The sequence below is a fragment of the Pradoshia sp. genome (assembly GCF_051873915.1).
Lineage (GTDB): Bacteria > Bacillota > Bacilli > Bacillales > Pradoshiaceae > Pradoshia.
Genome location: NZ_JBJEFJ010000207.1, coordinates 1 through 24,112, shown reverse-complemented (window position 1 = coordinate 24,112; position 24,112 = coordinate 1). Strand labels below are relative to the sequence as shown.

At 43.4% G+C, this 24,112-nt stretch carries 24 protein-coding genes; 17 read left to right on the top strand and 7 right to left on the bottom strand.

Features of this window, described 5'->3' with window-relative positions; all coding sequences use genetic code 11:
• Positions 1-74 precede the first annotated feature (74 nt).
• Positions 75-1,205, bottom strand: coding sequence for an amidohydrolase (locus tag ACI35L_RS17805; RefSeq protein WP_082197205.1), 1,131 nt, complete (start codon positions 1,203-1,205; stop codon positions 75-77).
• Between the two features lie 155 nt (positions 1,206-1,360).
• Between ACI35L_RS17805 and ACI35L_RS17800 the strand changes: the two genes are divergently transcribed.
• On the top strand, positions 1,361-1,936 hold the full coding sequence (locus tag ACI35L_RS17800) for a beta-class carbonic anhydrase (protein WP_049672253.1): 576 nt from the start codon (positions 1,361-1,363) through the stop codon (positions 1,934-1,936).
• Positions 1,937-1,978: 42 nt separating this feature from the next.
• Here ACI35L_RS17800 and ACI35L_RS17795 read toward each other — a convergent pair whose 3' ends face one another.
• Together ACI35L_RS17795 and menC are read right to left on the bottom strand one after the other, a co-directional pair.
• Positions 1,979-2,206, bottom strand: a complete 228-nt coding sequence (locus ACI35L_RS17795; protein ID WP_049672252.1) for a hypothetical protein — start codon at positions 2,204-2,206, stop codon at positions 1,979-1,981.
• 54 nt (positions 2,207-2,260) lie between these two features.
• Entirely contained in the window at positions 2,261-3,370 is a 1,110-nt protein-coding gene (menC, locus tag ACI35L_RS17790) for an o-succinylbenzoate synthase (RefSeq protein ID WP_439803466.1), read from the bottom strand.
• A gap of 135 nt (positions 3,371-3,505) precedes the next feature.
• On the opposite strand from menC, the gene ACI35L_RS17785 reads away from it, so the two are divergent.
• From ACI35L_RS17785 to ACI35L_RS17765, 5 genes are all read left to right on the top strand, one after another.
• Positions 3,506-5,149, top strand: coding sequence for a M20/M25/M40 family metallo-hydrolase (locus ACI35L_RS17785; RefSeq protein WP_439803465.1), 1,644 nt, complete (start codon positions 3,506-3,508; stop codon positions 5,147-5,149).
• 53 nt (positions 5,150-5,202) lie between these two features.
• Entirely contained in the window at positions 5,203-5,364 is a 162-nt protein-coding gene (locus ACI35L_RS17780) for a hypothetical protein (protein ID WP_439803464.1), read from the top strand.
• Positions 5,365-5,666: 302 nt separating this feature from the next.
• Positions 5,667-7,919 carry a formate C-acetyltransferase gene (gene pflB, locus ACI35L_RS17775; RefSeq protein ID WP_439803463.1) on the top strand — a complete coding sequence of 751 codons (2,253 nt, stop codon included), beginning with the start codon at positions 5,667-5,669 and terminating at the stop codon, positions 7,917-7,919.
• A gap of 110 nt (positions 7,920-8,029) precedes the next feature.
• On the top strand, positions 8,030-8,785 hold the full coding sequence (gene pflA / locus ACI35L_RS17770; RefSeq protein WP_049672248.1) for a pyruvate formate-lyase-activating protein: 756 nt from the start codon (positions 8,030-8,032) through the stop codon (positions 8,783-8,785).
• A gap of 67 nt (positions 8,786-8,852) precedes the next feature.
• The gene (locus tag ACI35L_RS17765; RefSeq protein ID WP_049672247.1) at positions 8,853-9,101 is read left to right on the top strand and encodes a DUF2164 domain-containing protein; all 249 of its coding nucleotides are present in this window, start codon (positions 8,853-8,855) and stop codon (positions 9,099-9,101) included.
• Between the two features lie 57 nt (positions 9,102-9,158).
• Here the strand turns inward: ACI35L_RS17765 and ACI35L_RS17760 are convergent, their stop codons facing one another.
• Positions 9,159-9,617 (bottom strand): C40 family peptidase, encoded by a 459-nt coding sequence (locus tag ACI35L_RS17760; protein ID WP_439803462.1) that lies wholly within the window; start codon positions 9,615-9,617, stop codon positions 9,159-9,161.
• 438 nt (positions 9,618-10,055) lie between these two features.
• Between ACI35L_RS17760 and motA the strand changes: the two genes are divergently transcribed.
• The 3 genes from motA to ACI35L_RS17745 all read left to right on the top strand — a co-directional run bounded on the left by motA (position 10,056) and on the right by ACI35L_RS17745 (position 12,267).
• Positions 10,056-10,874 (top strand): flagellar motor stator protein MotA, encoded by an 819-nt coding sequence (gene motA, locus ACI35L_RS17755; protein WP_439803461.1) that lies wholly within the window; start codon positions 10,056-10,058, stop codon positions 10,872-10,874.
• The gene (motB, locus tag ACI35L_RS17750) at positions 10,840-11,625 is read left to right on the top strand and encodes a flagellar motor protein MotB (RefSeq protein WP_439803460.1); all 786 of its coding nucleotides are present in this window, start codon (positions 10,840-10,842) and stop codon (positions 11,623-11,625) included. The genes motA and motB overlap by 35 nt, the downstream gene beginning before the upstream one ends.
• Positions 11,626-11,748: 123 nt before the next feature.
• Positions 11,749-12,267, top strand: a complete 519-nt coding sequence (locus ACI35L_RS17745; RefSeq protein ID WP_439803459.1) for a type 1 glutamine amidotransferase domain-containing protein — start codon at positions 11,749-11,751, stop codon at positions 12,265-12,267.
• Positions 12,268-12,311: 44 nt separating this feature from the next.
• Here the strand turns inward: ACI35L_RS17745 and ACI35L_RS17740 are convergent, their stop codons facing one another.
• Complete coding sequence (locus tag ACI35L_RS17740) at positions 12,312-12,533, bottom strand: DUF1128 domain-containing protein (RefSeq protein WP_049672242.1); 222 nt, start codon at positions 12,531-12,533, stop codon at positions 12,312-12,314.
• A gap of 204 nt (positions 12,534-12,737) precedes the next feature.
• Here ACI35L_RS17740 and ACI35L_RS17735 point away from each other — a divergent pair, with 204 nt between their 5' ends.
• Both ACI35L_RS17735 and ACI35L_RS17730 read left to right on the top strand, forming a co-directional pair.
• A complete protein-coding gene (locus ACI35L_RS17735; protein WP_049672241.1) occupies positions 12,738-13,133 on the top strand; it encodes a YtxH domain-containing protein in 396 nt (131 codons plus the stop codon).
• Between the two features lie 22 nt (positions 13,134-13,155).
• The gene (locus ACI35L_RS17730; protein WP_082197204.1) at positions 13,156-13,998 is read left to right on the top strand and encodes a YihY/virulence factor BrkB family protein; all 843 of its coding nucleotides are present in this window, start codon (positions 13,156-13,158) and stop codon (positions 13,996-13,998) included.
• Between the two features lie 386 nt (positions 13,999-14,384).
• Here ACI35L_RS17730 and ACI35L_RS17725 read toward each other — a convergent pair whose 3' ends face one another.
• On the bottom strand, positions 14,385-16,316 hold the full coding sequence (locus tag ACI35L_RS17725; protein WP_049672240.1) for a heavy metal translocating P-type ATPase: 1,932 nt from the start codon (positions 16,314-16,316) through the stop codon (positions 14,385-14,387).
• A 260-nt stretch (positions 16,317-16,576) separates the two neighbouring features.
• Here ACI35L_RS17725 and ACI35L_RS17720 point away from each other — a divergent pair, with 260 nt between their 5' ends.
• Positions 16,577-17,494, top strand: a complete 918-nt coding sequence (locus tag ACI35L_RS17720; protein WP_156185661.1) for a DMT family transporter — start codon at positions 16,577-16,579, stop codon at positions 17,492-17,494.
• A 47-nt stretch (positions 17,495-17,541) separates the two neighbouring features.
• On the opposite strand, the gene ACI35L_RS17715 is transcribed toward ACI35L_RS17720, so the two are convergent.
• On the bottom strand, positions 17,542-18,732 hold the full coding sequence (locus tag ACI35L_RS17715) for an MFS transporter (RefSeq protein ID WP_049672239.1): 1,191 nt from the start codon (positions 18,730-18,732) through the stop codon (positions 17,542-17,544).
• An 86-nt stretch (positions 18,733-18,818) separates the two neighbouring features.
• On the opposite strand from ACI35L_RS17715, the gene cax reads away from it, so the two are divergent.
• The 5 genes from cax (at position 18,819) to ACI35L_RS17690 (ending at position 23,868) form a co-directional block, all read left to right on the top strand.
• Entirely contained in the window at positions 18,819-19,910 is a 1,092-nt protein-coding gene (gene cax / locus ACI35L_RS17710) for a calcium/proton exchanger (protein ID WP_269431805.1), read from the top strand.
• A gap of 527 nt (positions 19,911-20,437) precedes the next feature.
• The gene (locus ACI35L_RS17705; RefSeq protein WP_049672237.1) at positions 20,438-21,256 is read left to right on the top strand and encodes a YfkD famly protein; all 819 of its coding nucleotides are present in this window, start codon (positions 20,438-20,440) and stop codon (positions 21,254-21,256) included.
• Between the two features lie 201 nt (positions 21,257-21,457).
• Positions 21,458-21,679, top strand: a complete 222-nt coding sequence (locus ACI35L_RS17700) for an SE1561 family protein (RefSeq protein WP_439803458.1) — start codon at positions 21,458-21,460, stop codon at positions 21,677-21,679.
• Positions 21,680-21,764: 85 nt separating this feature from the next.
• The gene (gene pdaA, locus ACI35L_RS17695; protein ID WP_439803457.1) at positions 21,765-22,574 is read left to right on the top strand and encodes a delta-lactam-biosynthetic de-N-acetylase; all 810 of its coding nucleotides are present in this window, start codon (positions 21,765-21,767) and stop codon (positions 22,572-22,574) included.
• A 259-nt stretch (positions 22,575-22,833) separates the two neighbouring features.
• Positions 22,834-23,868, top strand: a complete 1,035-nt coding sequence (locus ACI35L_RS17690) for an oxidoreductase (RefSeq protein WP_439803456.1) — start codon at positions 22,834-22,836, stop codon at positions 23,866-23,868.
• Positions 23,869-24,112 lie beyond the last annotated feature (244 nt).

The window sequence follows — 24,112 nt, the reverse complement described above, 5'->3', positions numbered from 1 at the left end:
CCCACCCCCCATACAAATGGGGCCAAAGGTGCCTCAGGCATCCTCATCTCCAAACAAAAAAGCCGAATCACCCATTATGATTCAGCCTTCATTGTTTCCATAACAGCCCGCGACATGATTTCTACGCCAATCATCAAACAGGAATGGTCAAAGGTCATGTGCGGATGGTGCAGGCCGGGGGTGAGATCGGCGCCGAGTGCGAGCATGGTTGCTTTGATGTTTGGACGTAATTTTGTGTAGAAGTGAAAATCGTCGCTGCCTGGGGTGACAACGGTTTTGTGTAATCCTTTTCTGCCGAGAGTGTCGATGATGGCGGTTTCCATATGGTTGGCAGCTTCTTTTGAGATGATGGAAGCCGTTGTGTCTGGCTGGTGTTCTTGTTCAATGGTGATTCCGTACCATTCCTCAAGTGCTTGGATGGAGCGCTGGATTTCAACTTTGAGGTGGTTAAGGTCTTCGTTTGATTGAGCCCTGGCGTCAATGCCGAAAATGGCGTTGCCGGGGATGATGTTTAAGTTCTCCCCGCCTGCTTCAAAACGGGTCAGTTTGACGGAGTGCGGGTTCATGGGTGATAGTTTGATTTGGCTGAGCAATTGGTTGAGCATCATGCCGGTTTCGATGGCGCTTGTGCCGAGGTGGGGCCTGGCTCCATGGGCGTCTTCACCGATGATTTTGCCGAGGATGTGATGGCTTGCCCCATGATTGATAGCAGGGGCGGCGGCTCCGAGCGGCAGTTCCTCGATTGGGCGCAGGTGGAGGCCGAATAAATAATCGACATCATCTACGACGCCGAGCTTTGTGACAGCGATAGCTCCCTCGCCTGTTTCCTCGGCAGGCTGAAAGATGAAACGGATGGTGCCTTTCAAGCCGCCGATGCTGTCTTTTAAGAGTGCTGCTGTTCCAAGAACGATGGACATATGGGCATCATGCCCGCAGGAATGGACAGCCTGGAAAGAGCCATCCTTCTCCTGCCAGAGTGCGTCCATATCCGCGCGGATGGCGATGACGGGCCGTCCGGTGCCGATTTCAGCAATTAAGCCAGGGAAGGAGGGAAATGGGGTGCATTTGAGTCCATCTTCGCTTAGTCGCTGAAGGATATATGCGGCAGTTTCTTTCTCGTTCCAGCTTACCTCTGGGTGGGAATGAAGATGGGAGTATGTTGAATGTACGTGCGGTTCGAGATGCTTCAATTTCTTCTTCAAGATTGGGGTATCCTTTCCACTTGTGAATTTTGGTATTAGGATAGTTTACGCAATTACTGCAGGAAGTTTCCGTCTTCTAAAATTTGTATATTATTTTAACTATTTTGCCAACTTATGTACAATAAAAAGATAGACACTCATTTTTAGGGGGCGGAAGAATGAATACATTAGATGAAATAATGGCCTACAATCGTGAATTTGTAGATAAGAAGGAATATACGCCATATAAGACCGATAAGTTTCCTGACAAGAAGATGGTTGTCATTAGCTGTATGGATACGAGGTTGGTGGAGCTGCTGCCGAAGGCGATGAATATTTCCAATGGAGATGTGAAGATCATCAAGACGGCAGGAGCTATTGTGAATCATCCGTTTGGCAGTGTGATGCGTTCTGTGCTTGTGGCCATTCATGCACTTGGTGCGGAGGAAGTGTTTGTCGTTGGACATGAGGATTGCGGGATGTCCACGATTGATCCTGATGTGTTCATTGATAAAATGAAAGACAATGGGGTGCCGGAGGAAACATTCCAGACATTAGAGAATGTAGGCATTAAGGTGAACAGCTGGGTGAAAGGATTCTCTAATGTTCAGGAAAGTGTGAATGAGAGCGTGAATTTGATTAAGAATCATCCCTTAATTCCGGCTCATATTCCTGTGACAGGGATGGTGATTAATCCGGAGACTGGGAAGCTGTCTATTGTGACCGATGGTTATGAAGTTCTTGATGAAAAATAAATAAATTTAACACCCCCGGATGTTTCATCCGGGGGTGTTTGGTTAATCAGTCTTCTGCTTTTCAGGCTTAAATTTCTTCTCGCTTGAGGAGGATTGCTTCGTGTCATGCTTGTGCCGTTCTTCCTTATTCTCCTGACGTAGGTCCTCAATCGGAATCGGGTCTACGTTTTGCTCTTCCTCAAATTTATCTAGTATATGCTCTTTATCTGTGAGTGTATGTTCCGGATTATCCATTTTACCCCTAGATAATTGCTTTTTGTCTTTTGACATAGCGACATCATCTCCCATTTGTGGTTTTCTTTTCTTTACCCTGAATATGGAAGATTATGCATGGAAGCACTCTTTGTGAATCGTGAAGGCTTCAAGCGCTTTGCGGTCAATGTCAAAGCCTGTACCAGGATTTTCTGGTACTTCAATATAGCCATTTGATACAACAACCTCTGGAATGGTGATATCCTGATGCCAATAATTTTGGGTGCTGGAGATATCTCCAGGGAGATTGACTGCATTCATGGAAGCAAGGGCAATCGTATGTGCCCGGCTGATTCCCGTCTCGAGCATTCCTCCGCACCAGACGTCAATGCCAGCTTCCTCACATAGCTTGAGAATTTTCAAGGATTCAGATAGTCCGCCGACGCGTCCGATTTTCAGATTGATGACCTGGCAGCTGCCGAATTGGATAGCTTGCAGGGCGTCATGAGCGGATTGGATGCTTTCATCAAGGCAGATTTTTGTGTGTAATTCTTTTTGCAACAGAGCATGCTCGTATAAGTCATTATAGGCAAGCGGCTGTTCAATCATCATTAAATCATATTGGTCAAGCGCGTGTAGTCGTTCTAAGTCTGCCAATGTATAGGCTGAGTTGGCATCTGCCATGATTGGAAGGCTTGGATAGCGAGTGCGGACCTTGCTGATGAGCGATATATCCTGGCCAGGCTTAATCTTTAATTTGATACGCTTATAGCCCTGTTTAAGAGCCTCGTCAATAGTACTGAAAAGCTCCTCATCTGTTTCCTTCAAGCCGATACTAATGCCCGCTTCAATTCGTTTCTTCTCTCCGCCTAAAGCCTTTGCCAGTGAAAGGCCGTTCTTCTTCGCATAAAGATCCCAGACAGCTCCTTCCAAAGCGCTTTTCGCCATTGGGTTTCGCCGTACAGGAGCGAAGAGGGCGGTTAGATCATTCGGGTGGCGGATTGGCTTATTCATTACGGAGGGGATGAGTACATCCTTTAATAGGTGCGCACATGTATAAATGGTTTCTTCCGTGTACCAAGGATGTTCGAAGGCAACACATTCTCCCCATCCTGTTAGTCCATCCTCCAGAACGGCTTCGATGATAATAAAGCGCCGATCTTTCACAGTACTGAAGCTATTGGTGAATGGGTTCTTTAGCTTCATCTGTATATGATGAAGATTTATTTCTTTTATTCGCATTTGCTAACACCCCTTAATCTCCTTCAAGTATCCCAAATCCACCTTTGCTTTCGCAACAAATAGAATGAACGGAATATTCTAACTTTAACTGGTATAATGGAAAGAAATGAGTGAGATTTTGAAGTGGGGGTCGCTATGAGTATAGGGCATTGGAATACAAAAGAAGGTATTTTAGACATATTGCTCCGATTGGTGAGAGTTCCAAGTGTGACAGGTACAAGGGGAGAGCTTCGGATGGAGGAGGAGATTGTCTCTATCCTAATGGAATTGCCATATTATCAGCAGCATCCCGAGTATATTTTCAAAAAGGCAATTAAGCATGATGTGCTTGAGCGGAAGGCTGTTGCCTGTTTGTATAAAGGAAATAATGAAGCTAATCGTACGATCATTCTATTAAGCCATTATGACGTGGTTGGGGTAGAGGACTTTGGGCGGCTTACATCATTGGCCTTTTCACCAATTGATTATACAAGAGCATTGGAGCGGGAGGAGCTGCCAGAGGATGCCAAGGAGGATCTCCAGTCAGGTGAATGGATCTTCGGCAGGGGCATCATGGATATGAAAGCCGGACTAGCTGCGCAGATGGCTTTAATATCAGAGGTTTGTCAGAAAGAGGATCTTGGATACAATCTTTTGCTATTGGCAACCCCGGATGAAGAACGTTATTCAGCAGGAATGTTTGCTGGGGTCGAATTATTGGATGAGATTCGCTCGAAATATGGATTGAATTATGAACTGACGATTTGTTCAGAGCCGAGCTTTGGAGCGTATCCTGGTGATCGGTCAAAGTATTTCTATACTGGATCGGTTGGAAAAATGCTTCCGCTTATCTATTGTATAGGGACGGAAACGCATGTAGGGGAGCCGTTAGAAGGACTGAATGCTGCATGGATGGCGAGTGTGTATGCTGAGAGAGCCGAGCTTGCGACAGTCTTTCTTGAACAGGCACAAGGGGAACGGAATCCTCTGCCAACGACTCTAAAGCTGACAGACTTGAAGGAATCCTATGATGTTCAAACACCGACGAGTGCCTATATCCTGCTAAATATCTTGACACTCCTTCAAACCCCGGAGGAAGTGATGGGCAAGCTGAAGAAAATCGGTCAGGACAGCAGTGAGTACATTGGAGAACGATTGGAGAAAACGTATCAAGCATTGGGCTATGAAGATGGAGTCAGTGCACGCAAGATTGTTAAGCCACAGGTGTATACGTATTGGGAGTTATATGAAAAGGGGCTAAAGGAGCATGGAAGTGCATTCCGTCAGGCCATTGAAGAGCATGTGAAGAAGCTTGAACAGGATTTAGGAGCCAATATGGGGAAATTGACAGCGGCCATTGCAGGAGTGATTTCTTCCTATTTTAAGTCGTTGGCACCCTTCTACTTAATTATGCTTTCACCTCCTTATTATCCTCATGTGTACTTAAAGGATGGAGAAAGGGATGAGCGTGCTAGAGCAGTAGTTGCTGGCTGCATCGATAAGGCGAAGAAGGATTATAATGAAGAGATTGGAATCATATCTTATTTCCCTGGCCTATCTGATGTAAGTTATTTCCGTCTCCGCGACAGAGATAAGGTTGCTAAGGTGCTGGAGAAGGAGATGCCTTTATATGGTGAGGGTTATGATATACCGCTTGAATTAATTGCCGGTCTTGATGTGCCGACAGTGAATATTGGTCCATATGGCAAGGATGCTCATAAACGGACAGAGCGATTGCATATTCCATTTTCTACGGAAGTATTGCCAGCTCTTCTCAAACATGCGGTGTACACGTATTAATCATATTTCCTCCTTGATGTGGCACACTAGGAAGCAAAAGGAGGGATGAGATCATGAGCAGAGGCGTCGGCTTTAATCATAAGAAGAAAGGCCATCCAGGCGAGTTTCCGCATGATGCGGAAACAGGCGGTAATCATGAGATTCATGAAACAGAGGAAGAGTACATTGTAACAAAGGAAGCATTTAAGAACCGAGTCAAAGAAAAAGAAAGCTGAAGAAAATGAAAAGGCTGCCATCTAATTGGCAGCCTTTTATAGTACAGTTTTGTTTTTTCGACATTTTTTTATGTAACAGTTTGGCGAAAAATAGCGATTTTAAAAATGGTAAAAATTAATAAACTTCCAAAACCCTTGATATATAAGGAATGTTAACATTTTCACAAGATGTTCAAAAAAATGTTGTTCACAAAATCACATTTTGGGTGTATCATTTGATTATAGATAACTGTTATACAAAAAATAATCATTAACTCAATCATTTGACGCATAAAAAAATGCAGGATAATGGAGGTTTCAAAATGGAACAAGTATTAACGAAAGTACAAGACGCATGGAGAGGATTTGCTGGCGGAGACTGGCAGAAAGAAGTTAACACACGTGACTTCATCATGAAAAACATCACTCCATACACTGGAAATGACGAATTCTTAGCAGGTCCAACAGAAGCAACTAACCAACTATGGGCACAAGTAATGGATCTTACAAAACAAGAACGCGAAGCAGGCGGCGTGCTTGATCTCGATTCTAAAGTAGTATCTACTATTACTTCCCACGGTCCAGGATACTTAAATAAAGAGCTTGAAACGATTGTTGGTTTCCAAACTGACAAACCATTCAAACGCTCACTTCAACCATTCGGCGGAATCCGCATGGCAGTAAATGCTGCTGAATCTTACGGTTTCACAGTTGATGAAGAAGTACAAAAAATCTTTACTGACTACCGCAAAACACATAACCAAGGCGTATTCGATGCTTACACAGACGAAATGAAGCTTGCTCGTAAAGCTGGTATCATCACTGGTCTTCCAGATGCTTACGGACGTGGACGCATCATCGGTGACTACCGTCGTGTAGCTCTATATGGTGTAGACTTCTTGATCTCTGAGCGTAAAACAGAATTGAAAAACTTTGGTGCGAGAACAATGTCTGAGGATGTTATTCGCCAACGTGAAGAATTGAGCGAACAAATTCGCGCATTAAACGAATTAAAACAATTAGCTGAAATCTACGGCTTCGATATCTCTAAACCAGCTACAAATGCGAAAGAAGCTGTTCAATGGTTATACTTCGGTTACCTTGCAGCAATCAAGGAGCAAAATGGTGCGGCAATGTCTCTAGGACGTACATCTTCATTCCTAGATATCTACATTGAGCGTGACCTTCGTGAAGGTACATTAACAGAAGTTGAAGCACAAGAGATCGTTGACCACTTCATCATGAAGCTGCGTCTTGTGAAATTTGCTCGTACTCCTGATTACAACCAATTGTTCAGCGGTGACCCAACATGGGTAACAGAATCAATCGGTGGTATGGCATTAGACGGCAGAACACTTGTTACAAAGAACTCCTTCCGTTTCTTGCACACATTATCTAACCTTGGACCAGCTCCAGAGCCAAACTTGACTGTATTATGGTCTACTAAGCTTCCTGAAGGATTCAAGAAGTTCTGTGCTAAAATGTCTATCGAAACTAGTGCAATTCAGTACGAAAACGATGACATCATGATCAAAGAATATGGTGATGACTACGGTATCGCATGCTGCGTATCTGCTATGCGTATCGGTAAACAAATGCAATTCTTCGGCGCTCGTGCGAACCTTGCGAAAGCATTGCTTTACGCTATCAACGGCGGTGTCGATGAAAAACTTAAAATTCAAGTAGCTCCTAACTTCGCACCAATCACATCTGATGTGCTTGATTTCGATGAAGTAATGGAGAAATTCGATAGCATGATGGAATGGCTTGCAGAGCTTTACATCAACACATTGAATGTTATTCACTACATGCATGATAAATACAGCTACGAGCGCATTGAAATGGCTCTTCACGATGTTGAGATCCTTCGCACAATGGCGGCTGGTATCGCTGGATTGTCTGTAGCGGCTGACTCCTTAAGTGCCATCAAATATGGTAAAGTAGAAGTAATCCGTGACGAAAACGGCCTTGCAGTTGATTTCAAAACAACTGGCGATTTCCCTAAATACGGAAACAACGATGATCGCGTAGACAGCATGGCAGTAGATCTTGTTAAACGCTTCATGATCAAATTGAAAAAACATAAAACTTACCGTAACTCTGTTCACACACAATCTGTTCTTACAATTACTTCCAACGTAGTGTATGGTAAGAAAACAGGTAACACACCAGATGGACGTCGCGCTGGCGAGCCATTCGCTCCTGGTGCAAACCCAATGCACGGACGTGATACAAAAGGTGCTCTTGCTTCCCTATCATCTGTAGCGAAGCTTCCATATGAGTACTCTTTAGATGGTATCTCTAACACATTCTCTATGGTGCCAAAAGCGCTTGGTCGTGATGAAGAACAACGTGTAGCGAACCTCGCAGCAATCCTTGACGGTTATGCAGCAAACACTGGTCACCACCTAAACATCAACGTGTTCAACCGTGATACATTGCTTGATGCGATGGAACACCCAGAAGAGTATCCGCAATTGACAATCCGTGTATCCGGATATGCGGTTAACTTCATCAAGTTGACTCGTGAGCAGCAAATCGATGTTATCAACCGTACGTTCCACGAAACAATGTAATAGAATAGAAGATTACTTCTAGAACAAAACAGAGTCTCCCTGTTAAAAGGCAGGGGGACTCTCTTATAAAAACGAACTTACATTTTTTTGCAAAGAAAGGATGGGATCTCATGATATACGGGAATATTCACTCTGTTGAAACTTGCGGAACAGTAGATGGCCCAGGGATCCGATATATAGTATTTACTCAAGGCTGCTTGTTACGCTGCCAATACTGCCATAATGCTGATACATGGAAAATCGGTACTGGTAATAAAATGACACCGGATGAAATCGTGGCAGAGGCCGTTCAATATAAAGCATTTATGGATGCATCTGGCGGCGGTATTACAGTCAGCGGCGGAGAGCCGCTTTTGCAAATACCGTTTCTGATTGAATTGTTCAAGCAATGCAAGGAAAAAGGCATTCATACAACAATTGATACATCAGGCGGATGCTATGCAAACACACCTGAGTTCCATGCGCAGCTTGAAGAGTTGTTGAAATATACGGACTTGATTCTTCTCGATTTGAAGCATATTGACAGCAAACGCCATATTAAACTCACAGGCAAGCCGAATGAAAACATTCTGGAATTTGCCCGTTATCTCTCTGATAAGAAAATGCCAGTTTGGATCAGACACGTGTTAGTGCCGACCATCAATGATCAGGATGAATATTTGGAGCGTTTAGGTGACTTCATCGGTACACTAGAAAATGTTGAGAAGGTAGAAATTCTGCCTTATCACCAGCTTGGTGTCTACAAATGGGAAACCCTCGGTTATAAATATCCGCTATCTGAGATTAGCTCCCCAAGTGATGAATCTGTCGAACATGCATATCAGATGTTAACAAGAAACTTAAAGAAGCCTGTTACTCAAGGCTGATATCGAGTAAGATAGGGTAGAGGAGATGATTCCTCTACCTTTTTCTGTCAAAAAGGAGGAAAGTTTGATGCTAGTCAAATGGAATGCTGAGGAGAGAAAGCAAATCATCAGTGATATTCAATATTTTTTTCACCAGGAACGTGACGAGGAGATTGGTGAACTAGCTGCAGGAAGCATCCTTGACTTCTTTGCTGAACAAATTGGCGCACACTATTACAACGCCGGAGTCAAGGATGCAGTAAAGCAGGCAGAGGCACATGCAAGCCGATTAGAAGAGGATTTATATGCCCTGCTTAGGCAAGGGAATAAACGATAAAGAGAAAGCCCGTATCAGGACATTAATGTCTTAAGATGCGGGCTGTTTATTTTATATTTAGATTCGTTTGGCACCGATGTAGCGTTTCTTCCAATAAGAGTTGCTAAGATTGTCGACTTTGACTCCTTTTGAAGCAGCGTGAATCATCTTATTATTGCCCATATAGATAGCTACATGGGATACACCCTTGCCGGATGTATTGAAGAAGATGAGGTCGCCCTTTTTCAGTTTGGATTTAGAGATTTTCTTGCCTTTTTTGTATAGGGCTGAAGATGTTCGTGGAACAGTCTTGCCGGTAGCTTTCTTGATTGTGTATTTCACAAATCCTGAACAATCAAATCCTCTAGGAGTTGTGCCGCCCCATTTATATGGAGTACCGATATATTTCTTTCCAGTATTAATGATTTTGTTTACGTTCTTTGTTGAAAAGGCAGCGGATGCTTCAGACTGACCCGGTCCAAATGGCACAAGAATAGACGACAATAGAATCGTAGCAGCAATGATAAATTTTTTCACTAGTGACCCCCGGTTTATATATTTGGCAGCTTTGGTAAATCGTACCGCCTTTTCTCTACTTTTCTACTATAACTAAAATACTAGTTTCATGGGTTACAGCCTCATTAGAGTTGTTTGACAAGAATATTACAATAAAACACTACTATCGACATAAATGTTAAAAATAACAAATGAAAATTAGGATGAATTACTCAATTAAAATCCTTTTTACACGTTTTTAGAAGAAAAGATAAATTTACTTATGTGTCAAAAGGTAGAGGGTCGGTAATAGAGAAAAGAAGTTTAGTTATTTCCCAAAAAGATTATTCACTTTTAAATAAATGTCTTTTTACCCATTATGAATACTGATCTATATGGAGAGGGGAAATGTTGTTAAGGAATGAGAGGCAGAGCCGATATTAAGTAAGATAAAAGATTAGTAGAGAACGGGTGAAGAGAATGGATAAGGCATCATTTATTGGTATCATACTGGCAATCATTTCAGTTGGCGCAGGAATGGTTATGAAGGGAGTGGAAATGTCAGTTCTTGTAAATCCGGCTGCTATTTTAATTATATTGATAGGGACAGCCGCCGCTGTGTTTATCGCATTTCCAACAAATGAATTGTTGAAGGTACCGAAGCTAATTAAGATTATTTTTTCGCAGGAAAAGACAATCTCGTATGACGAATTAATATATACATTTTCAGAATGGGCTCAAATTGCCCGTAAGGAAGGCCTTCTTGCATTAGAGAAAATTTCTGAAACGGTGGAGGATACATTCCTGCGTAATGGTCTGAATTTGGCGGTGGAAGGGCAAAGTGCTGAATACATAAGAAATATCCTGTCTGACGAGATTGAGGCAATGGAGGAGCGGCACGCTGTCGGCTCGCAAATATTTACGCAAGCAGGTACTTATGCACCGACATTAGGTGTATTGGGAGCTGTTGTTGGGCTGATTGCTGCATTGGGGAATATGAGTGATACTGAGGTGCTCGGGCATGCCATTAGTGCCGCTTTCGTCGCGACATTGTTAGGGATCTTTACCGGGTACTTATTATGGCACCCGTTCGCCAATAAGCTGAAACGGAAGTCCCGAGAGGAAGCTAGGCGTAAAGAAATGATGATTGAAGGGATTCTCTCTATTCTAGATGGGGAGGCACCACGCACAATTGAACAGAAGCTGTCCTCATATTTACCGGCAGCGGAACGGAAAAAATGGTTGGAAGGCGGGATGAGAGACCATGTCCAGGCGACGAAACAAGAAATCTCGGCATGAGGAGCATATGTCCGAATCCTGGCTTCTGCCCTACAGTGACCTTTTAACCCTGTTGCTTGCTCTATTTATCGTTCTATTTGCCATGAGCTCGGTGGATTCGCAAAAGTTTACGGAGCTCTCCCGCGCCTTTAATATGGCGTTTGAGGGCGGGACAGGTGTGCTGGAGAACAATAGCCCGATGCCTGATGGAATGCTGACGGGCATGGAGGGAGAAGAAGGGACAGAAAAGGAGAAGGAAGAGAAAAAAGAAGAAGTCACTGCTGATACAGAAATTGAGAAGCTTTCTTATATCCAGCAAAGGATGAATGCCTATATTGCGGAGAATCATCTTGCTGAAAAGCTGGAAACCTCACTCACGGATGAGGGGCTGCTTTTGACCATTCGCGATAATGTTCTCTTCGATTCTGGTGTCGCTGAGGTGAGGGAGAGAGATAAATATATTGCAAGGGAGATCGCCTCCTTGCTGGTTATGGATCCTCCACGTAATATCATCATCAGCGGGCATACCGATAATGTACCAATCCGTACGGTTGACTATGAATCCAATTGGGAGCTTAGCGTAATGCGTGCGGTGAATTTCATGAAGCTCTTGCAGGAAAATGAGAAATTGAACCCCGCATGGTTCAGTGCTAAAGGGTTTGGTGAGTATAAACCTGTAGCTGAGAATAAGACTGAGGCTGGAAAGGCAAGAAATAGACGGGTGGAAATCTTGATACTTCCCCGCACATCGCTTGATGATAAAATTGATTAAGCAAACAGCATGATCCTAGAATTTGGGACGTGCTTTTTTGAATTGTCTAAATATGGTTTATAAACACCTCTACCGGGAACAGATGGAATGAGAAACATTTCATTACAACGGGAGGAATGGATTATGGGTAAAAAAATTGCATGTGTGATGACAGATTTATTCGAGGATGTTGAATACACCGACCCAGCTAAGTCATTCAAAGAGGCTGGACATGAAGTAATTACCATTGGCTTCGAAAAAGGGAAAACCGTTGAAGGAAAACAGGGACAGGAGCAGGTGGCCATTGACAAAGGAATTGATGAAGTCACACCTGATGAGTATGATGCATTATTCATCCCAGGAGGCTTCTCTCCAGACCAACTTCGCGGTGATGAGCGCTTTGTCGCATTCGCCAAAGCATTTATGGATGAGAAAAAGCCTGTCTTTGCCATTTGCCATGGTCCTCAATTGCTTATTACTGCCAAGGCACTTGAAGGCCGTGATGTAACCGGATATAAATCCATTAAAGTAGATTTGGAATATGCAGGTGCGACATACCATGACCAAGAGGTATTCGTATGCGGCGAACAGCTTGTTACAAGCAGGCAGCCGGATGATATTCCTGCTTTTAACCGTGAGTCTTTGGCATTGCTGAATAAATAAAATAAAAGGGGAAGGACTTATTGAAATGTCCTTCCCCTTTCTGCTTATTTCTTTAGATTGCCTAGTTCTTCCACGATGGCTTGCATTTCGCTTGGACTGAAGCGGTCCTTTGCCATGACCATTTCGTAAATGTCGAGCAGGTCCTCATAGGAACTGTCTGTGAAGCTTTCTGGCTTCATGGCAGCTGCATTGATCATTTGTAATTTTCCTTGTATGGATGAAATGATATGCTCAACGTTCTCCGGGCTTTTCTTAGATAAATCCATCAACTGAATCATCCCTCGCTTTTATGATTGATAGCCTTTATTTTTCCATTTATCTATACGGGTGTCAAACAGTTATTTAGCGTATAGTTAAAGAGAGGATCGAATAAGGGAGCTTTCATTCAAAATTGGGAGATTATGTTTACAACCCCTCTGATATAGGTAAATCTATTGTATGAAACAGAAAAATAAAAGGAGTGGAATAGAATGAGAAACAGAAAAAGCAATAAGCTATGGCTCGGTATTTTAGGCGGCGCAGTCGCAGGAATCGCAATCAGCTTGCTTGACCGCAACACGCGTAATTCTGTGATGAACGGAAGCAAAAGTATGGTGACCAATGTGAAATCAGTGGCGAAGAATCCTGATGATCTTGTTGGAAGTTTGAAGGAAATGAGCGGAAAGCTGCGTACAAGCATTGAGCAAATCAGCGAGGATGTTGCCTTCATCTCAAGCAAGGTCGATGAAATGAAGGAAGTGCCGCCGCAAGTAGCGGGTGTCATCAAAGAAACGAAGGAAGTTGTCGTAGATAAGCATACGAATGATGATGATGTGAATGACCAAGCATCCATGAATAAGAATGCCACTTCTACTTCCATCCAATAATCTACTTTAAGGAGGAACTGATGTGGCGAAAGTTGTGACGGATGTCGATCGGTATAAGAAGAAATCCCTTCTAAAACATCTCTACGAAAAGATCAAGGAAGATGAAATCACTGGGCTTGCAGCCCAGTTGGCCTATTATTTTTTATTATCAATCTTTCCAATGTTAATTTTCACGATTACGCTTTTGCCGTATTTTCCGATATCAACCGAGGATATTATCAGTATGCTTGATGCGTATGTACCAGATGATTCAGTAGATTTACTTGAGTCAAGTCTTGCGACAATCATGGAATCCCGTAATGGCGGCTTGTTGTCCTTCGGGATCTTGGCAACCATTTGGTCCGCATCAAATGGGATTAATGCCATCATTCGGGCACTGAATCATGCGTATGATGTAGAAGAGAACCGTTCCTTTATCGTTAGCAGGGCACTAGCCCTCGTCCTGACGTTGGCTATGATTTTCGTTGTAGTCGTGTCGCTGCTGCTTCCGATTTTCGGAAGAATGATTCTTGAGGTTGTCTTCGATATCCTGGGATTTGAGCCATCCTATGTATACACGTTACTGCGCTGGACCATTTCAATCGCAGTTACTACCTTTGTCTTCACGATGCTCTATTGGCTTGCTCCAAATATCAAGATATCTCTTAAGTCAGCATGGCCTGGAGCGTTGTTCGCAAGTATTGGGTGGGCATTATCCTCGCTGGCCTTCTCTTTCTATGTCAACTCATTTGGCAACTATACATCTACGTATGGAAGTTTAGGCGGATTAATTGTCTTGATGCTCTGGTTCTATCTATCAGGACTGGTCATCATTGTCGGCGGAGAAATAAACGCGGTTTTACGCCATAATCGAGCGAAGAAATAGAGGGGACTTTCCTTTAAGGGAAGTCTTTTTTTGTGATTTAATGGGACCCTTAGTTTACTCGCTGAATGAAAATGGTGTAATCAGAGGAGCTATTATGGATTTAAGAAGAAAAGTACGAGAAATCATGCAAAAAGCCTTTCAGTAATTTCAAGATGAAATTTTTTAGGTGTTCTACAATGAAGGGTGATTTTTAAGGTATGGACGGAAAACCAAGTGTAAGGGCGAGAGTTACAGTGTAAGGGCGAAAAATCCGGCATATGGGCGATAACAACAGCGGTATGTCGCTAACTTCAAAGGGGAGCGGAAACCTCGTCTCCCCAGCAGCACCTTCTCCCAGCAAAAAAAGCCCGCTCCCGAAGAGGAGCGGACTCAATTATACTTATTTCTTAAGATTTAAGCAGGCGCAATCCGTTCAAAATGACGAGGATTGTACTTCCTTCATGTCCGATGACACCGAATGGTAGGTCGAGGACTTGGAAGAAGTTTGAGCAGATGAGCACCATGATAACGGTGATGGAGAAGATGACATTTTGGCGAATGATCCGGTTCATTCTCTTCGATAGTTTAATGGCTTCTGAAATCTTTGGTAAATCATTCTTCATCAAGACGATATCAGCTGTTTCAAGCGCTACATCTGTACCTTCTCCCATGGCGATTCCAATGGATGCACTTGCGAGAGCAGGAGCATCATTAATACCGTCACCAACCATGGCGACTGTTGTGTATTCCTCACGGAGTTTCTTGATTTCCTCCACTTTGCGCTCTGGAAGGCATTCTGCCACATAACCGGCTAAATGGCTTTCTTTGGCGATAGCATGAGCTGTTCTTTCGTTATCACCAGTCAGCATGCATGTGTAGACACCCTGGCTCTTCAAGGCTTCTAACGCACCTCTTGTTTCGCTGCGGACAACATCCTTCAGGGCGATGATTCCAGCTATGCCGTGTTCGTCCTGGACGAATGATAATGTTTTTCCGTCTGCAGCCAATACATCGGCAATCCCGTCTTTAAATGTATTAGCTGCTTCGCGGCCGACAAAATCCTTTTTGCCAATTTTGTAATGGCGGCCTTCTACAGTTCCGGCTACACCAAATCCGGATACCTCTTCAGAGTCAACACGCGGAAGAGATTCTTGATAGGCTTCCTTCACATAGTTGACGATGGATTGGGCAAGCGGGTGATTCGAATTCTGTTCAATAGATGCCACACTTAGCATGAACGCCTTTTGGTCAATATCGTCCCGTGTAATGATATCAGTGACGACAGGCTTTCCTTGTGTAAGGGTACCTGTTTTATCAAAGGCAATGGCTTTGACATTGCCAAGCTGCTCGAGATGGACCCCTCCTTTAAAGAGGATTCCGTTTTTCGCCCCGTTTGAGATAGCAGCCAATGTTGCTGGCATAATAGAGGCGACAAGTGCACATGGAGATGCGACAACTAAAAGCACCATAGCTCTATAGAACGTTTCTGTCCAAGACCAGCCTAGCACGTAATGCGGCAGGAACATCATAACGGCGACGACAACAAGAACGGTTTTCACATACGTATCCTCAAAGCGCTCAATGAATAATTGGGATGGTGATTTTTCACTTTGAGCATTTTGGACGAGCGTGATGATTTTTTGGAACAGGGTTTCGCTATTTGGCTTTGTTACTTCGACTCTAATGGTGCCGGTTGCATTCACTGTGCCGGCGAATACCTCGTAGCCGGGCTTTTTGCTAACAGGGATTGATTCCCCTGTAATGGCAGCCTCGTCAATGGCCGTTTCACCGACTTTAATAATCCCGTCAGATGGTACCCTCTCACCTGGTTTGATCAGGATTAAATCGCCGACCTTTAATTCACTGACAGCGACGATTTCTTCTTTATCACCGACAATTCTTAATGCCTCCTCTGGCTGCAAATTCATCAAGGAGGAGATTTCTTTATGGCTCTTATTCATGGTATAAGTCTCAAGGGCTCCGCTTAAGGAGAAGATGAAGATTAAAACGGCACCTTCTGTCCAGTAGCCAATCATGGCTGAACCGACAGCGGCCAGAATCATCAGGAGCTCAACGTTAAGCTTCTTCTCCTCAATAGTTTGGGTAATGCCTTCCTTCGCTTTTGCGTAGCCGCCAATTACATAGGCAAGTATATACGTAATCGCTGAAGCGGTGGCTAAGTCTTGGTTGGATAAAAACCAACCAAGTAAGATAAGCAAGCCGCTTACCCCAGCTGCGAGTAGTTCCCATAAGGAGCTGAATTTCTCAGAGAAGTTCTTCCATTTATTCGGCTTTTGTGGTGTAGTTTGTGAGCTGCTGCTGTTAATAACAGTATCCATCTTTTTTTCCTCCTTTTGGCCTAATTGAGAATGCTAATCATCTAATTAAGAAAATTTCATTTTAATTGAGAATAATATTCATCATCATTAGGGATATAAAACAGCATTTGCTGCCGCTTTTTACAGCGACAGCAAAGGGTTTGCTTTCTTATTTATAATTATTATTATTTACTTCTCTTTATAATTATTATAACATACCCGCTATCGGTTGTTAAGTGGTATTATTTATATGGTTATTTAATTTACTGGAGGAACTTAGAGTGAGTGCAAAGAAATTTTTTACATATCCGGCAGGTGTACTGGCATCTGCTATGGGAGCGACCTTTTTGTGGGGGAGCGCCATTCCGGTCGTTAAGAAGAGCTATGAGCATTTTGGTATTGCCTCCGGAGAGTTTGGGAAGCAAATGCTGTTTGCTGGCTATCGATTCTTCTTGGCTGGGTTATTATTATGGTTCATCTTTTATCTTTGGAAGGGGATTGCGCTTCCGAAGAGAAAGGATGTTTTTCCACTTATAAAGGTGGGGTTGTTTCAGACATTTCTGCAATATGTGTTCTTTTATATTGGACTTAGTCTCTCCACAGGAGTACAAGGGTCTATTATTGCTGGGACAACGACATTCTTTCAAATCATTTTCGCTCACTTCATTTATGTAGATGATAAACTGAGCATGAGAAAAATCGCCGGCATGATTATTGGGTTTGCGGGTGTTGTGCTTGCCAATACGAATGGCGGTCATGTGGATATTCATTTCAGTACAGGGGAATGGCTGTTGATTGCCGCGATGATGGCAAGTGCTTTTGGAAATATTCAGGCTAAGCAAGCGAGCAGGGAAATACCAGTTGGTGTGCTGACATCGTGGCAAATGATGATGGGCGGGGCTGCCCTTGCTGTAATTGGGGTTAGCTTAGAAGGGCCGATTCCCTTCTATTTTGATTGGATATCTGCTTTGCTGCTCTTGTATTTATCCTTTGTGTCAGCAACGGGATTCTTCATTTGGAATAATGTGATGAAGTACAATCCGGTCGGCAAGGTTTCAATGTACTTATTCCTTGTGCCGGTATTCGGTGTTCTTCTATCTACTATCTTATTAAATGAAACCTTGCAGGCAATGGTGTTAGTCTCCTTATGTTTAGTGGCGGCAGGCATCATTATCGTTAACCGAGAAAAACAGGCTTAAGGCACCAGTTTGCTTTCGTTTTCTGGGGATAGAAAAAGGTATGCACCTCATATAGAGGAGTGCATACCTTTTTTTGTGTCTTCATACTTTGGTTTAAACAGACTGACTGCAGTTAATATTATAATCAGCATAGCACCGAGCACGAGAAGGAAGTTCCCGCCAGGCATGAATTGAATCGCCAGCCCGCCGAAAAAGGGGCCAGCAATGCTTCCGATACTGAAGACAACGCCGAATATAATGTTACCTGCTGGAAGCAGCTGGGGCGGCAGGAGGTCAGTCATATAGCTCATGCCAAGTGAAAAGGTAGATCCGACGAACATACCGGCGATGAAGATGGCCGCAAATAAACCAATTGCCGTCTGCTCAATAAACCCTGCTGTAAGGAACGTGGCTGATCCTCCAAGCAGAATCAGCACTAGTACACGCTTTCTCCCGATTGTATCGCTTAACATCCCAAGCGGAATTTGAGAGACAAGGCTGCCGATGGCAAAGGCAGGCAGGATAAAGGATACTTGCTGAATATCTAAATCAAGCCTTAAAGCATAAACCGGGAAGTTCCCATTTAATGAGGCTTCAAGAAACCCATAGCCAAATGGCGGAAGGAAAGCTACCCATGCGTATTTCGCTACTTTTTTGAAACGGCGGAGCGTGCCAAGGAAATTGGCGCTTTCCATGTCCTCCTCCGGATGCTCGTTCTTAAGCAGGAAAACCGTCAGCCATGCAAGCAGGCTGATGATGGAGGCAGCCATGAAGGGTAGTGAGCGATTGATTTCAATCAGATTGGTTAACATAGGCCCTGCGGCAAAACCGAGGCTGAAGGAAAGTCCGTAAACGGCCAGGTTCCGTCCCCTTTTGTGCATAGGCGTGAAGGCTGTAATCCACGTCTGGGTAGTGAAGTGAAGGGTGTGATCCCCGATTCCAATGATCATTCGCAGAAGGAACCAAAACCAGAAGGAATCCAGGAATGGAAACAAGAGAAACGCACACACTACCGTCATGCCGCCAAACATGATAAGCGGTTTGTAACCAAATTTTCGTAATGGGATCTCCATAAACGGGGAGATTAATAATATGCCTAGGTAGAGACCTGTCGCATTTAAACCATTCATTGAGGAACTAATCCCATCCTGTTCAAAAATGATGGATATAAGCGGAAGCAGCATGCCTTGCGAGAAACCTGATACTCCGACAAGGATGATGAGCGACCAAAACCGTATTCTTTCATATTGTGTATTCATTCTTTTATGCTCCTCGTTCTGTCTGAAATAAATGTTAAGTTTCTTTATGTATTTTGGCAATAGTAATAGTAGCAATTATCAAAAATATTTTTCTTGCTGTAAAGGAGATTGTAATGGGACAAAAAATCTTTTTCATTCTAATTATTATTGGATTGCCGCTTTCAATAGCGGGTTCATTGCTTGGATGGCCAAGCCTGTTGATGTTCGCCGTCTATTGTTTGACGATTATCGCACTTGCGAGTTTCATGGGGAGAGCGACGGAAAGCTTAGCCATTATTGCCGGGCCAAGGATTGGCGGTCTGTTAAATGCGACATTCGGAAATGCGGTTGAGCTGATCATCTCCATCTTCTCCTTAAAAGCGGGACTTATTGGAATCGTACTTGCTTCATTGACAGGGAGTGTCATAGGCAATTTACTACTAGTAACGGGGGCTTCCTTTTTCCTCGGAGGGTTGAAATTTAAACGGCAGAAATTCAATGTGTTTGATGCCCGCCATAATGCAGGGCTAATGACATTTGGTGTTTTGGTTGCCTTCATTATACCTGAGGTGTTTGCTGGAGAGATTGATGCTGACAAACAAATGGTGCTGAGTGCAGGGATTTCGATTATCCTTATTCTTCTCTATATCGCGGCCCTGTACTTCAAGCTCGTCACTCACCGCGGGGTTTATAGCCGTCAAGATGAGGGACAGGCCCTTATAGAGGAAGAGGAGGAGCCGGAGTGGGGAAAGAGAAGGGCAATTATCGTCCTAGCTCTTGCTACACTTGCTGTTGCTTATGTATCGGAGAATTTGGTCCATACATTTGAGGTTGTCGGCGAACAGCTTGGATGGACAGAGCTGTTCATTGGGGTTATTATTGTCGCAATTGTCGGGAATGCGGCTGAGCATGCATCCGCTGTTATCTTTGCGTTCAAAAATAAAATGGACATAGCAGTCGAAATTGCCGTTGGCTCGACGCTTCAGGTGGCTATGTTTGTCGCGCCGGTGCTCGTGCTGGTTTCCTTCCTGTTCGAGGAGCAGATGCCGCTTGTCTTCACGCTGCCGGAGCTAGTAGCTATGGCCCTGTCTGTGCTCTTAATGATTGTTATCACCAATGATGGAGAGTCAAACTGGTTTGAAGGGCTTACCCTGATTGCGGCATATGTGCTGATGGGGCTCGGATTTTATTTAATATAGGAATGTGAAAAAGGACCCTGAATGCGCTATATGCGTGTTCAGGGTCCTTTATAAGTGTTCCTGTACGTTCATAATAAAAGCCAAATGCCATTCAACAAATAGGATAGTCTACTCGAGTTACCTGGCTATTGGTCACCGCCTTTTCATGGATAGTGGTCCGCGGCATTTTGCAAACTGACGAAATCGATAACGTGCTTTTGCTTCGTGAGGATTGTTTCGATAAGCATTCCTCCCAGTGGTTTTTGCTGGTTAGTGATTTCGCCTCCTTTGCTGTTGGTTAGGACTATAATAACATGCATGCGGACTTTTGTAAATATTCTGAAATTTACAAAATTGTTACAAGTGAACCATGGTCGCTTTATTTTTGTGACAATAATATGGAAAAATAAATCAGCTTATTAACTGCATAGATTTCTGCTTGCTGACAGAAAATAACGGCACAAAATTCTTTTAGGCAGACTTTATGAAGGGCAGATCAGAGCGTTCTTTGATAAAGTCTTTTGTTCTCAATGAAAGGAGTTCCATGCATGAAGAAGAGTGCATTTATTTTATTGTCCGCGATGATGCTTTTTCTCGTTCCTGCTGAACATTTTGCTGCTCCTCCCGTTAAGCTTGAACAAAAAAGCACGGAAGCAAAATACAAGATTCCTGATTCTGTTTTATCAATCAATAAAGAGAATACGTACCCGAATGTCAGCCAGGATATTCCAACACTTGAGCCGAGTGAGCTTTCGAAGCAATTGCTTGATTCCAGCAATGTCAAAATTGAGAACCCTGAGCTGATTCATATGCTGAATGAAACAAATATCGGGACAAATCCAGTCGCATTTTGGTATAGAGCAACAATCTATTTAGGGAAATGGGCACTCAATTATGAGTCAATGGAAACTTCGCCAAACTGGGAATACCAGAAGGTTAATACGAACTTCTATGACAATCGCGGCGGCAATGCTAATTTTCAAATTCACTATGTACAAGAGACACAGAAGGTTGTTAAAGGCGGCTTAACAGCAAAGATTCCATCGAGTGGTGATGTTCAGAAAATGATGCTGATGAGGGCTTCCGCAAATTCTAAGCTTCCTCTTGCTTTTGAGACAGTCGTTGGTGCAGGTACGAAGAAGGACCGTATTTATAATATACCGCCAAAACGGCTTGGTTATTTATATACGTATGCTCCTGCCATTAATGAAAAGGGAAAGGTGACATATGGTGAGGTATATCTTGTCCTTAAGGGCAGCAAGCGGGAGATTATTGTGAAGAATGTGACCTCGCAAGGAATAGGAGCATGGATTCCTATCCAAGATCATGCCTCATTTGAATTCAAGGCCGCTGTGCGTCCAAGCTGATGATTGTTACGGCTTCAAAGAAAACAGGCTGGTTGAAGCCTGTTTTTCTGTTGCAGACAGGCGAATTATCGTTTACGATAGGAGTTATCCCGGATAGGAGACTTCCGCCTAAAAAGAAATCATCTGTCCGAAAGCGTCCGATTGATTTAACTAACAATCAGCGAGGATAAAAATCCCCGTTAAATGGAAGGTTCATCTTATGTGAAAGGAGTCGGATTACGCGTGACAACACCGATTTATAATAGAGAAGATCAAGTGAGATATTTAAAGGACCGCCTCGAATTGTTTATTGAGGTATTAAACCAAATGGAGCCTGAGACAACTGACGTGGAAGATATTGACCGTTTAATTGAGATGGTTGATTCTATTGAGGAGAAATTCCAAAGCTTTAAAAACCGTCCGGATGCAGAGCCTGAAGCCTAAGTGCTTTAGGCTTTTTTTATTGTATAATTCCTGTCCTTCAGCAAAAAATATACAGACTAACTTTTTACGATTAGGAGGGACATCGGTGAAAAAGACCATCATTACATGCTTGTCAGTCTTAATGATGTTTGGGCTATGTCTCGGCACCGCGCAGGCTGTCTCAAATGTCCGCTATGATTGGGGATTTAATAAAGGTAAGAACGAGGAGCCGGCAGATGCTGGGCCGAAATACAATGCCATCGTGGAGAAATACGGGGCGATTTATAAGGTTGAAACAACAAAGAAGGAGATCTATCTTACCTTTGATAACGGCTATGAGAATGGGTATACCGAGAAGGTATTGGATGTATTGAAGGAACATAAGGTACCGGCGGCCTTCTTTGTTACAGGGCACTATTTAAAAACAGCTGAGCCGCTTGTGAAGCGGATGGTGAAGGAAGGGCATATTATCGGGAACCATTCCTGGAATCATCCTGACTTCACTCATGTTTCAGATGATAAATTAAAAGAAGAGCTCGATACCGTTAAGCAGAAAACAGCGGAATTGACCGGGCAAAAGGAAATGAAGTATATGCGTCCGCCTCGCGGAATTTTTAGCGAGAGGACTCTCCAGCTATGCAATGACCTAGGATATAAGCATATACTTTGGTCAGTTGCCTTTCTTGATTGGGATGTGAACCGTCAGCAGGGATGGAAATATTCCTATGATAACATCATGGCGCAAGTACACCCTGGGGCGATTATCTTGCTTCACTCTGTATCGCGTGACAATGCCGAGGCACTGGGCAAAGCCATTACCGATTTGAAAAAGCGCGGATACACCTTTAAGAGTCTGGATGAACTGCCTGCTATAAAAGCACCTGAGAAAAAAGAGCCGAATGATTTGAAGAGCTAGAGAGAATGCAGCTAAATCCTTAACGAAGTGAAAGGGTTTAGCTGCTTTTTTTTTGTGAAGGTTAAAGGAATGTACCGCGAATTTCCTGTTATGGAATAAAAATATTCAATAAAGGGTTTTCATACTTCGTTACAATAGAATATATAGACTAAAATAGATGGAGCGGTGTTCACAGCAAAGCTGTTATATGTGGAGTGAATACTCAATAAATGTTTCAATGGATTATTAATAGACTAGAAGAATGAGGAGAGTCACGCAGATGAAACCAATCAAAACAGCTATTATTGGATACGGGCTATCAGGTTCTAAATTCCATGCCCCGTTTATTCAAGATATGAAGGAATTTGAGTTATCCGCAATTGTTGTTCGTAATCCAGAGAAGATTCATGCTGGTGTACAGGATATCCCTGTATATGAATCGATTGAAAAGGTGCTTGAGGAAAAGCCGGAAATTGAATTAGTCATCATCTCAACTCCGACACCAACTCACTATTCTATAGCGAAAACAGCGATTCAAGCTGGTAAGCATTTAATCGTCGAAAAGCCATTTGTGGTAACGATTGAAGAAGGTGAAGAACTGATTGCCTTGGCGAAAGAGCATAACACGGTCTTAAGTGTTTACCAAAACCGCCGCTGGGACGGTGATTATCTGACAGTGAAGGATTTGATTGACTCTGGAAGATTAGGGAATGTACATACGATTGAAATGAACTGGGACCGCTACCGCAAGGAAGTGCGCGACCGATGGAAGGAAAACGATATCCCGGGAAGCGGTGTATTTTATGATATCGCTCCGCATATGCTTGACCAAGCCTTGTGTTTGTGGGGAGAGCCATCTGCGATTTATGGGAATTTGCAAAAGCAGCGAGAAGGAGCGAAGGCAACCGATTACTTCCATGTTGTCCTTGAATATGAGAAGGGAAGTATTCTCATTCGCGGGGGCACATTGGTTGCGGCTCAAACACCGCGATTTGCTATTCATGGATCTGAAGGCTCCTATATTGTTTGCGGTCATGATCCTCAAGAGGCGCAGCTGCAAGCGGGTATCATGCCAAATGACGAAGAGTATGGCAAGCGGGATGAAAACCGCGTCAGTCTTTTTGTGAAACCGGATGGAACGAAGGAAAGAATCGAGGTCGCTATTGGTCATTATGCAGACTATTTCAAACAAGTCGCAGACGCCATCCGCGAAGGAAGTGAAGTCCCAGTAACAGGTGAAGAGGGCTTAGCGGTTATTCGTTTAATTGAAGCCGGCATTGAGAGTGCGAAAGAGAAGAAGATTGTGATTAATTAAGTATAAATACATGAACCATAGGAGGCAGAGGAAGTTCTGTCTCCTATGGTTTTTTTGTTGGATTTAGGTCGAAAGGCATCTAGATAAATGCTAAGCACAGGAAGAGCAGGGTGCCCTCGAAGTAGAGGGTTCTGGCTGAATCCGAAGGACTTAATAGAAGGCTGTTTTCGTATGGATTGTTGCTAATGAGCCATAAAAAAAGAGACAGCTTGTTTGCTGTCTCCGTTGTTTAACGAAAGCCCCC

Excerpts from the sequence above, each read along its gene's own strand:
- pflA (WP_049672248.1), top strand. The coding sequence starts at position 8,030 with ATGATATACGGGAATATTCACTCTGTTGAAACTTGCGGAACAGTAGAT.
- menC (WP_439803466.1), bottom strand. The coding sequence starts at position 3,370 with ATGCGAATAAAAGAAATAAATCTTCATCATATACAGATGAAGCTAAAG.
- ACI35L_RS17795 (WP_049672252.1), bottom strand. The coding sequence starts at position 2,206 with ATGTCAAAAGACAAAAAGCAATTATCTAGGGGTAAAATGGATAATCCG.
- ACI35L_RS17740 (WP_049672242.1), bottom strand. The coding sequence starts at position 12,533 with ATGGATTTATCTAAGAAAAGCCCGGAGAACGTTGAGCATATCATTTCA.
- ACI35L_RS17705 (WP_049672237.1), top strand. The coding sequence starts at position 20,438 with ATGAAGAAGAGTGCATTTATTTTATTGTCCGCGATGATGCTTTTTCTC.
- ACI35L_RS17725 (WP_049672240.1), bottom strand. The coding sequence starts at position 16,316 with ATGGATACTGTTATTAACAGCAGCAGCTCACAAACTACACCACAAAAG.
- motA (WP_439803461.1), top strand. The coding sequence starts at position 10,056 with ATGGATAAGGCATCATTTATTGGTATCATACTGGCAATCATTTCAGTT.
- motB (WP_439803460.1), top strand. The coding sequence starts at position 10,840 with ATGTCCAGGCGACGAAACAAGAAATCTCGGCATGAGGAGCATATGTCC.
- ACI35L_RS17745 (WP_439803459.1), top strand. The coding sequence starts at position 11,749 with ATGGGTAAAAAAATTGCATGTGTGATGACAGATTTATTCGAGGATGTT.
- ACI35L_RS17785 (WP_439803465.1), top strand. The coding sequence starts at position 3,506 with ATGAGTATAGGGCATTGGAATACAAAAGAAGGTATTTTAGACATATTG.
- ACI35L_RS17780 (WP_439803464.1), top strand. The coding sequence starts at position 5,203 with ATGAGCAGAGGCGTCGGCTTTAATCATAAGAAGAAAGGCCATCCAGGC.
- ACI35L_RS17735 (WP_049672241.1), top strand. The coding sequence starts at position 12,738 with ATGAGAAACAGAAAAAGCAATAAGCTATGGCTCGGTATTTTAGGCGGC.
- ACI35L_RS17690 (WP_439803456.1), top strand. The coding sequence starts at position 22,834 with ATGAAACCAATCAAAACAGCTATTATTGGATACGGGCTATCAGGTTCT.
- pflB (WP_439803463.1), top strand. The coding sequence starts at position 5,667 with ATGGAACAAGTATTAACGAAAGTACAAGACGCATGGAGAGGATTTGCT.
- ACI35L_RS17715 (WP_049672239.1), bottom strand. The coding sequence starts at position 18,732 with ATGAATACACAATATGAAAGAATACGGTTTTGGTCGCTCATCATCCTT.
- ACI35L_RS17800 (WP_049672253.1), top strand. The coding sequence starts at position 1,361 with ATGAATACATTAGATGAAATAATGGCCTACAATCGTGAATTTGTAGAT.
- ACI35L_RS17765 (WP_049672247.1), top strand. The coding sequence starts at position 8,853 with ATGCTAGTCAAATGGAATGCTGAGGAGAGAAAGCAAATCATCAGTGAT.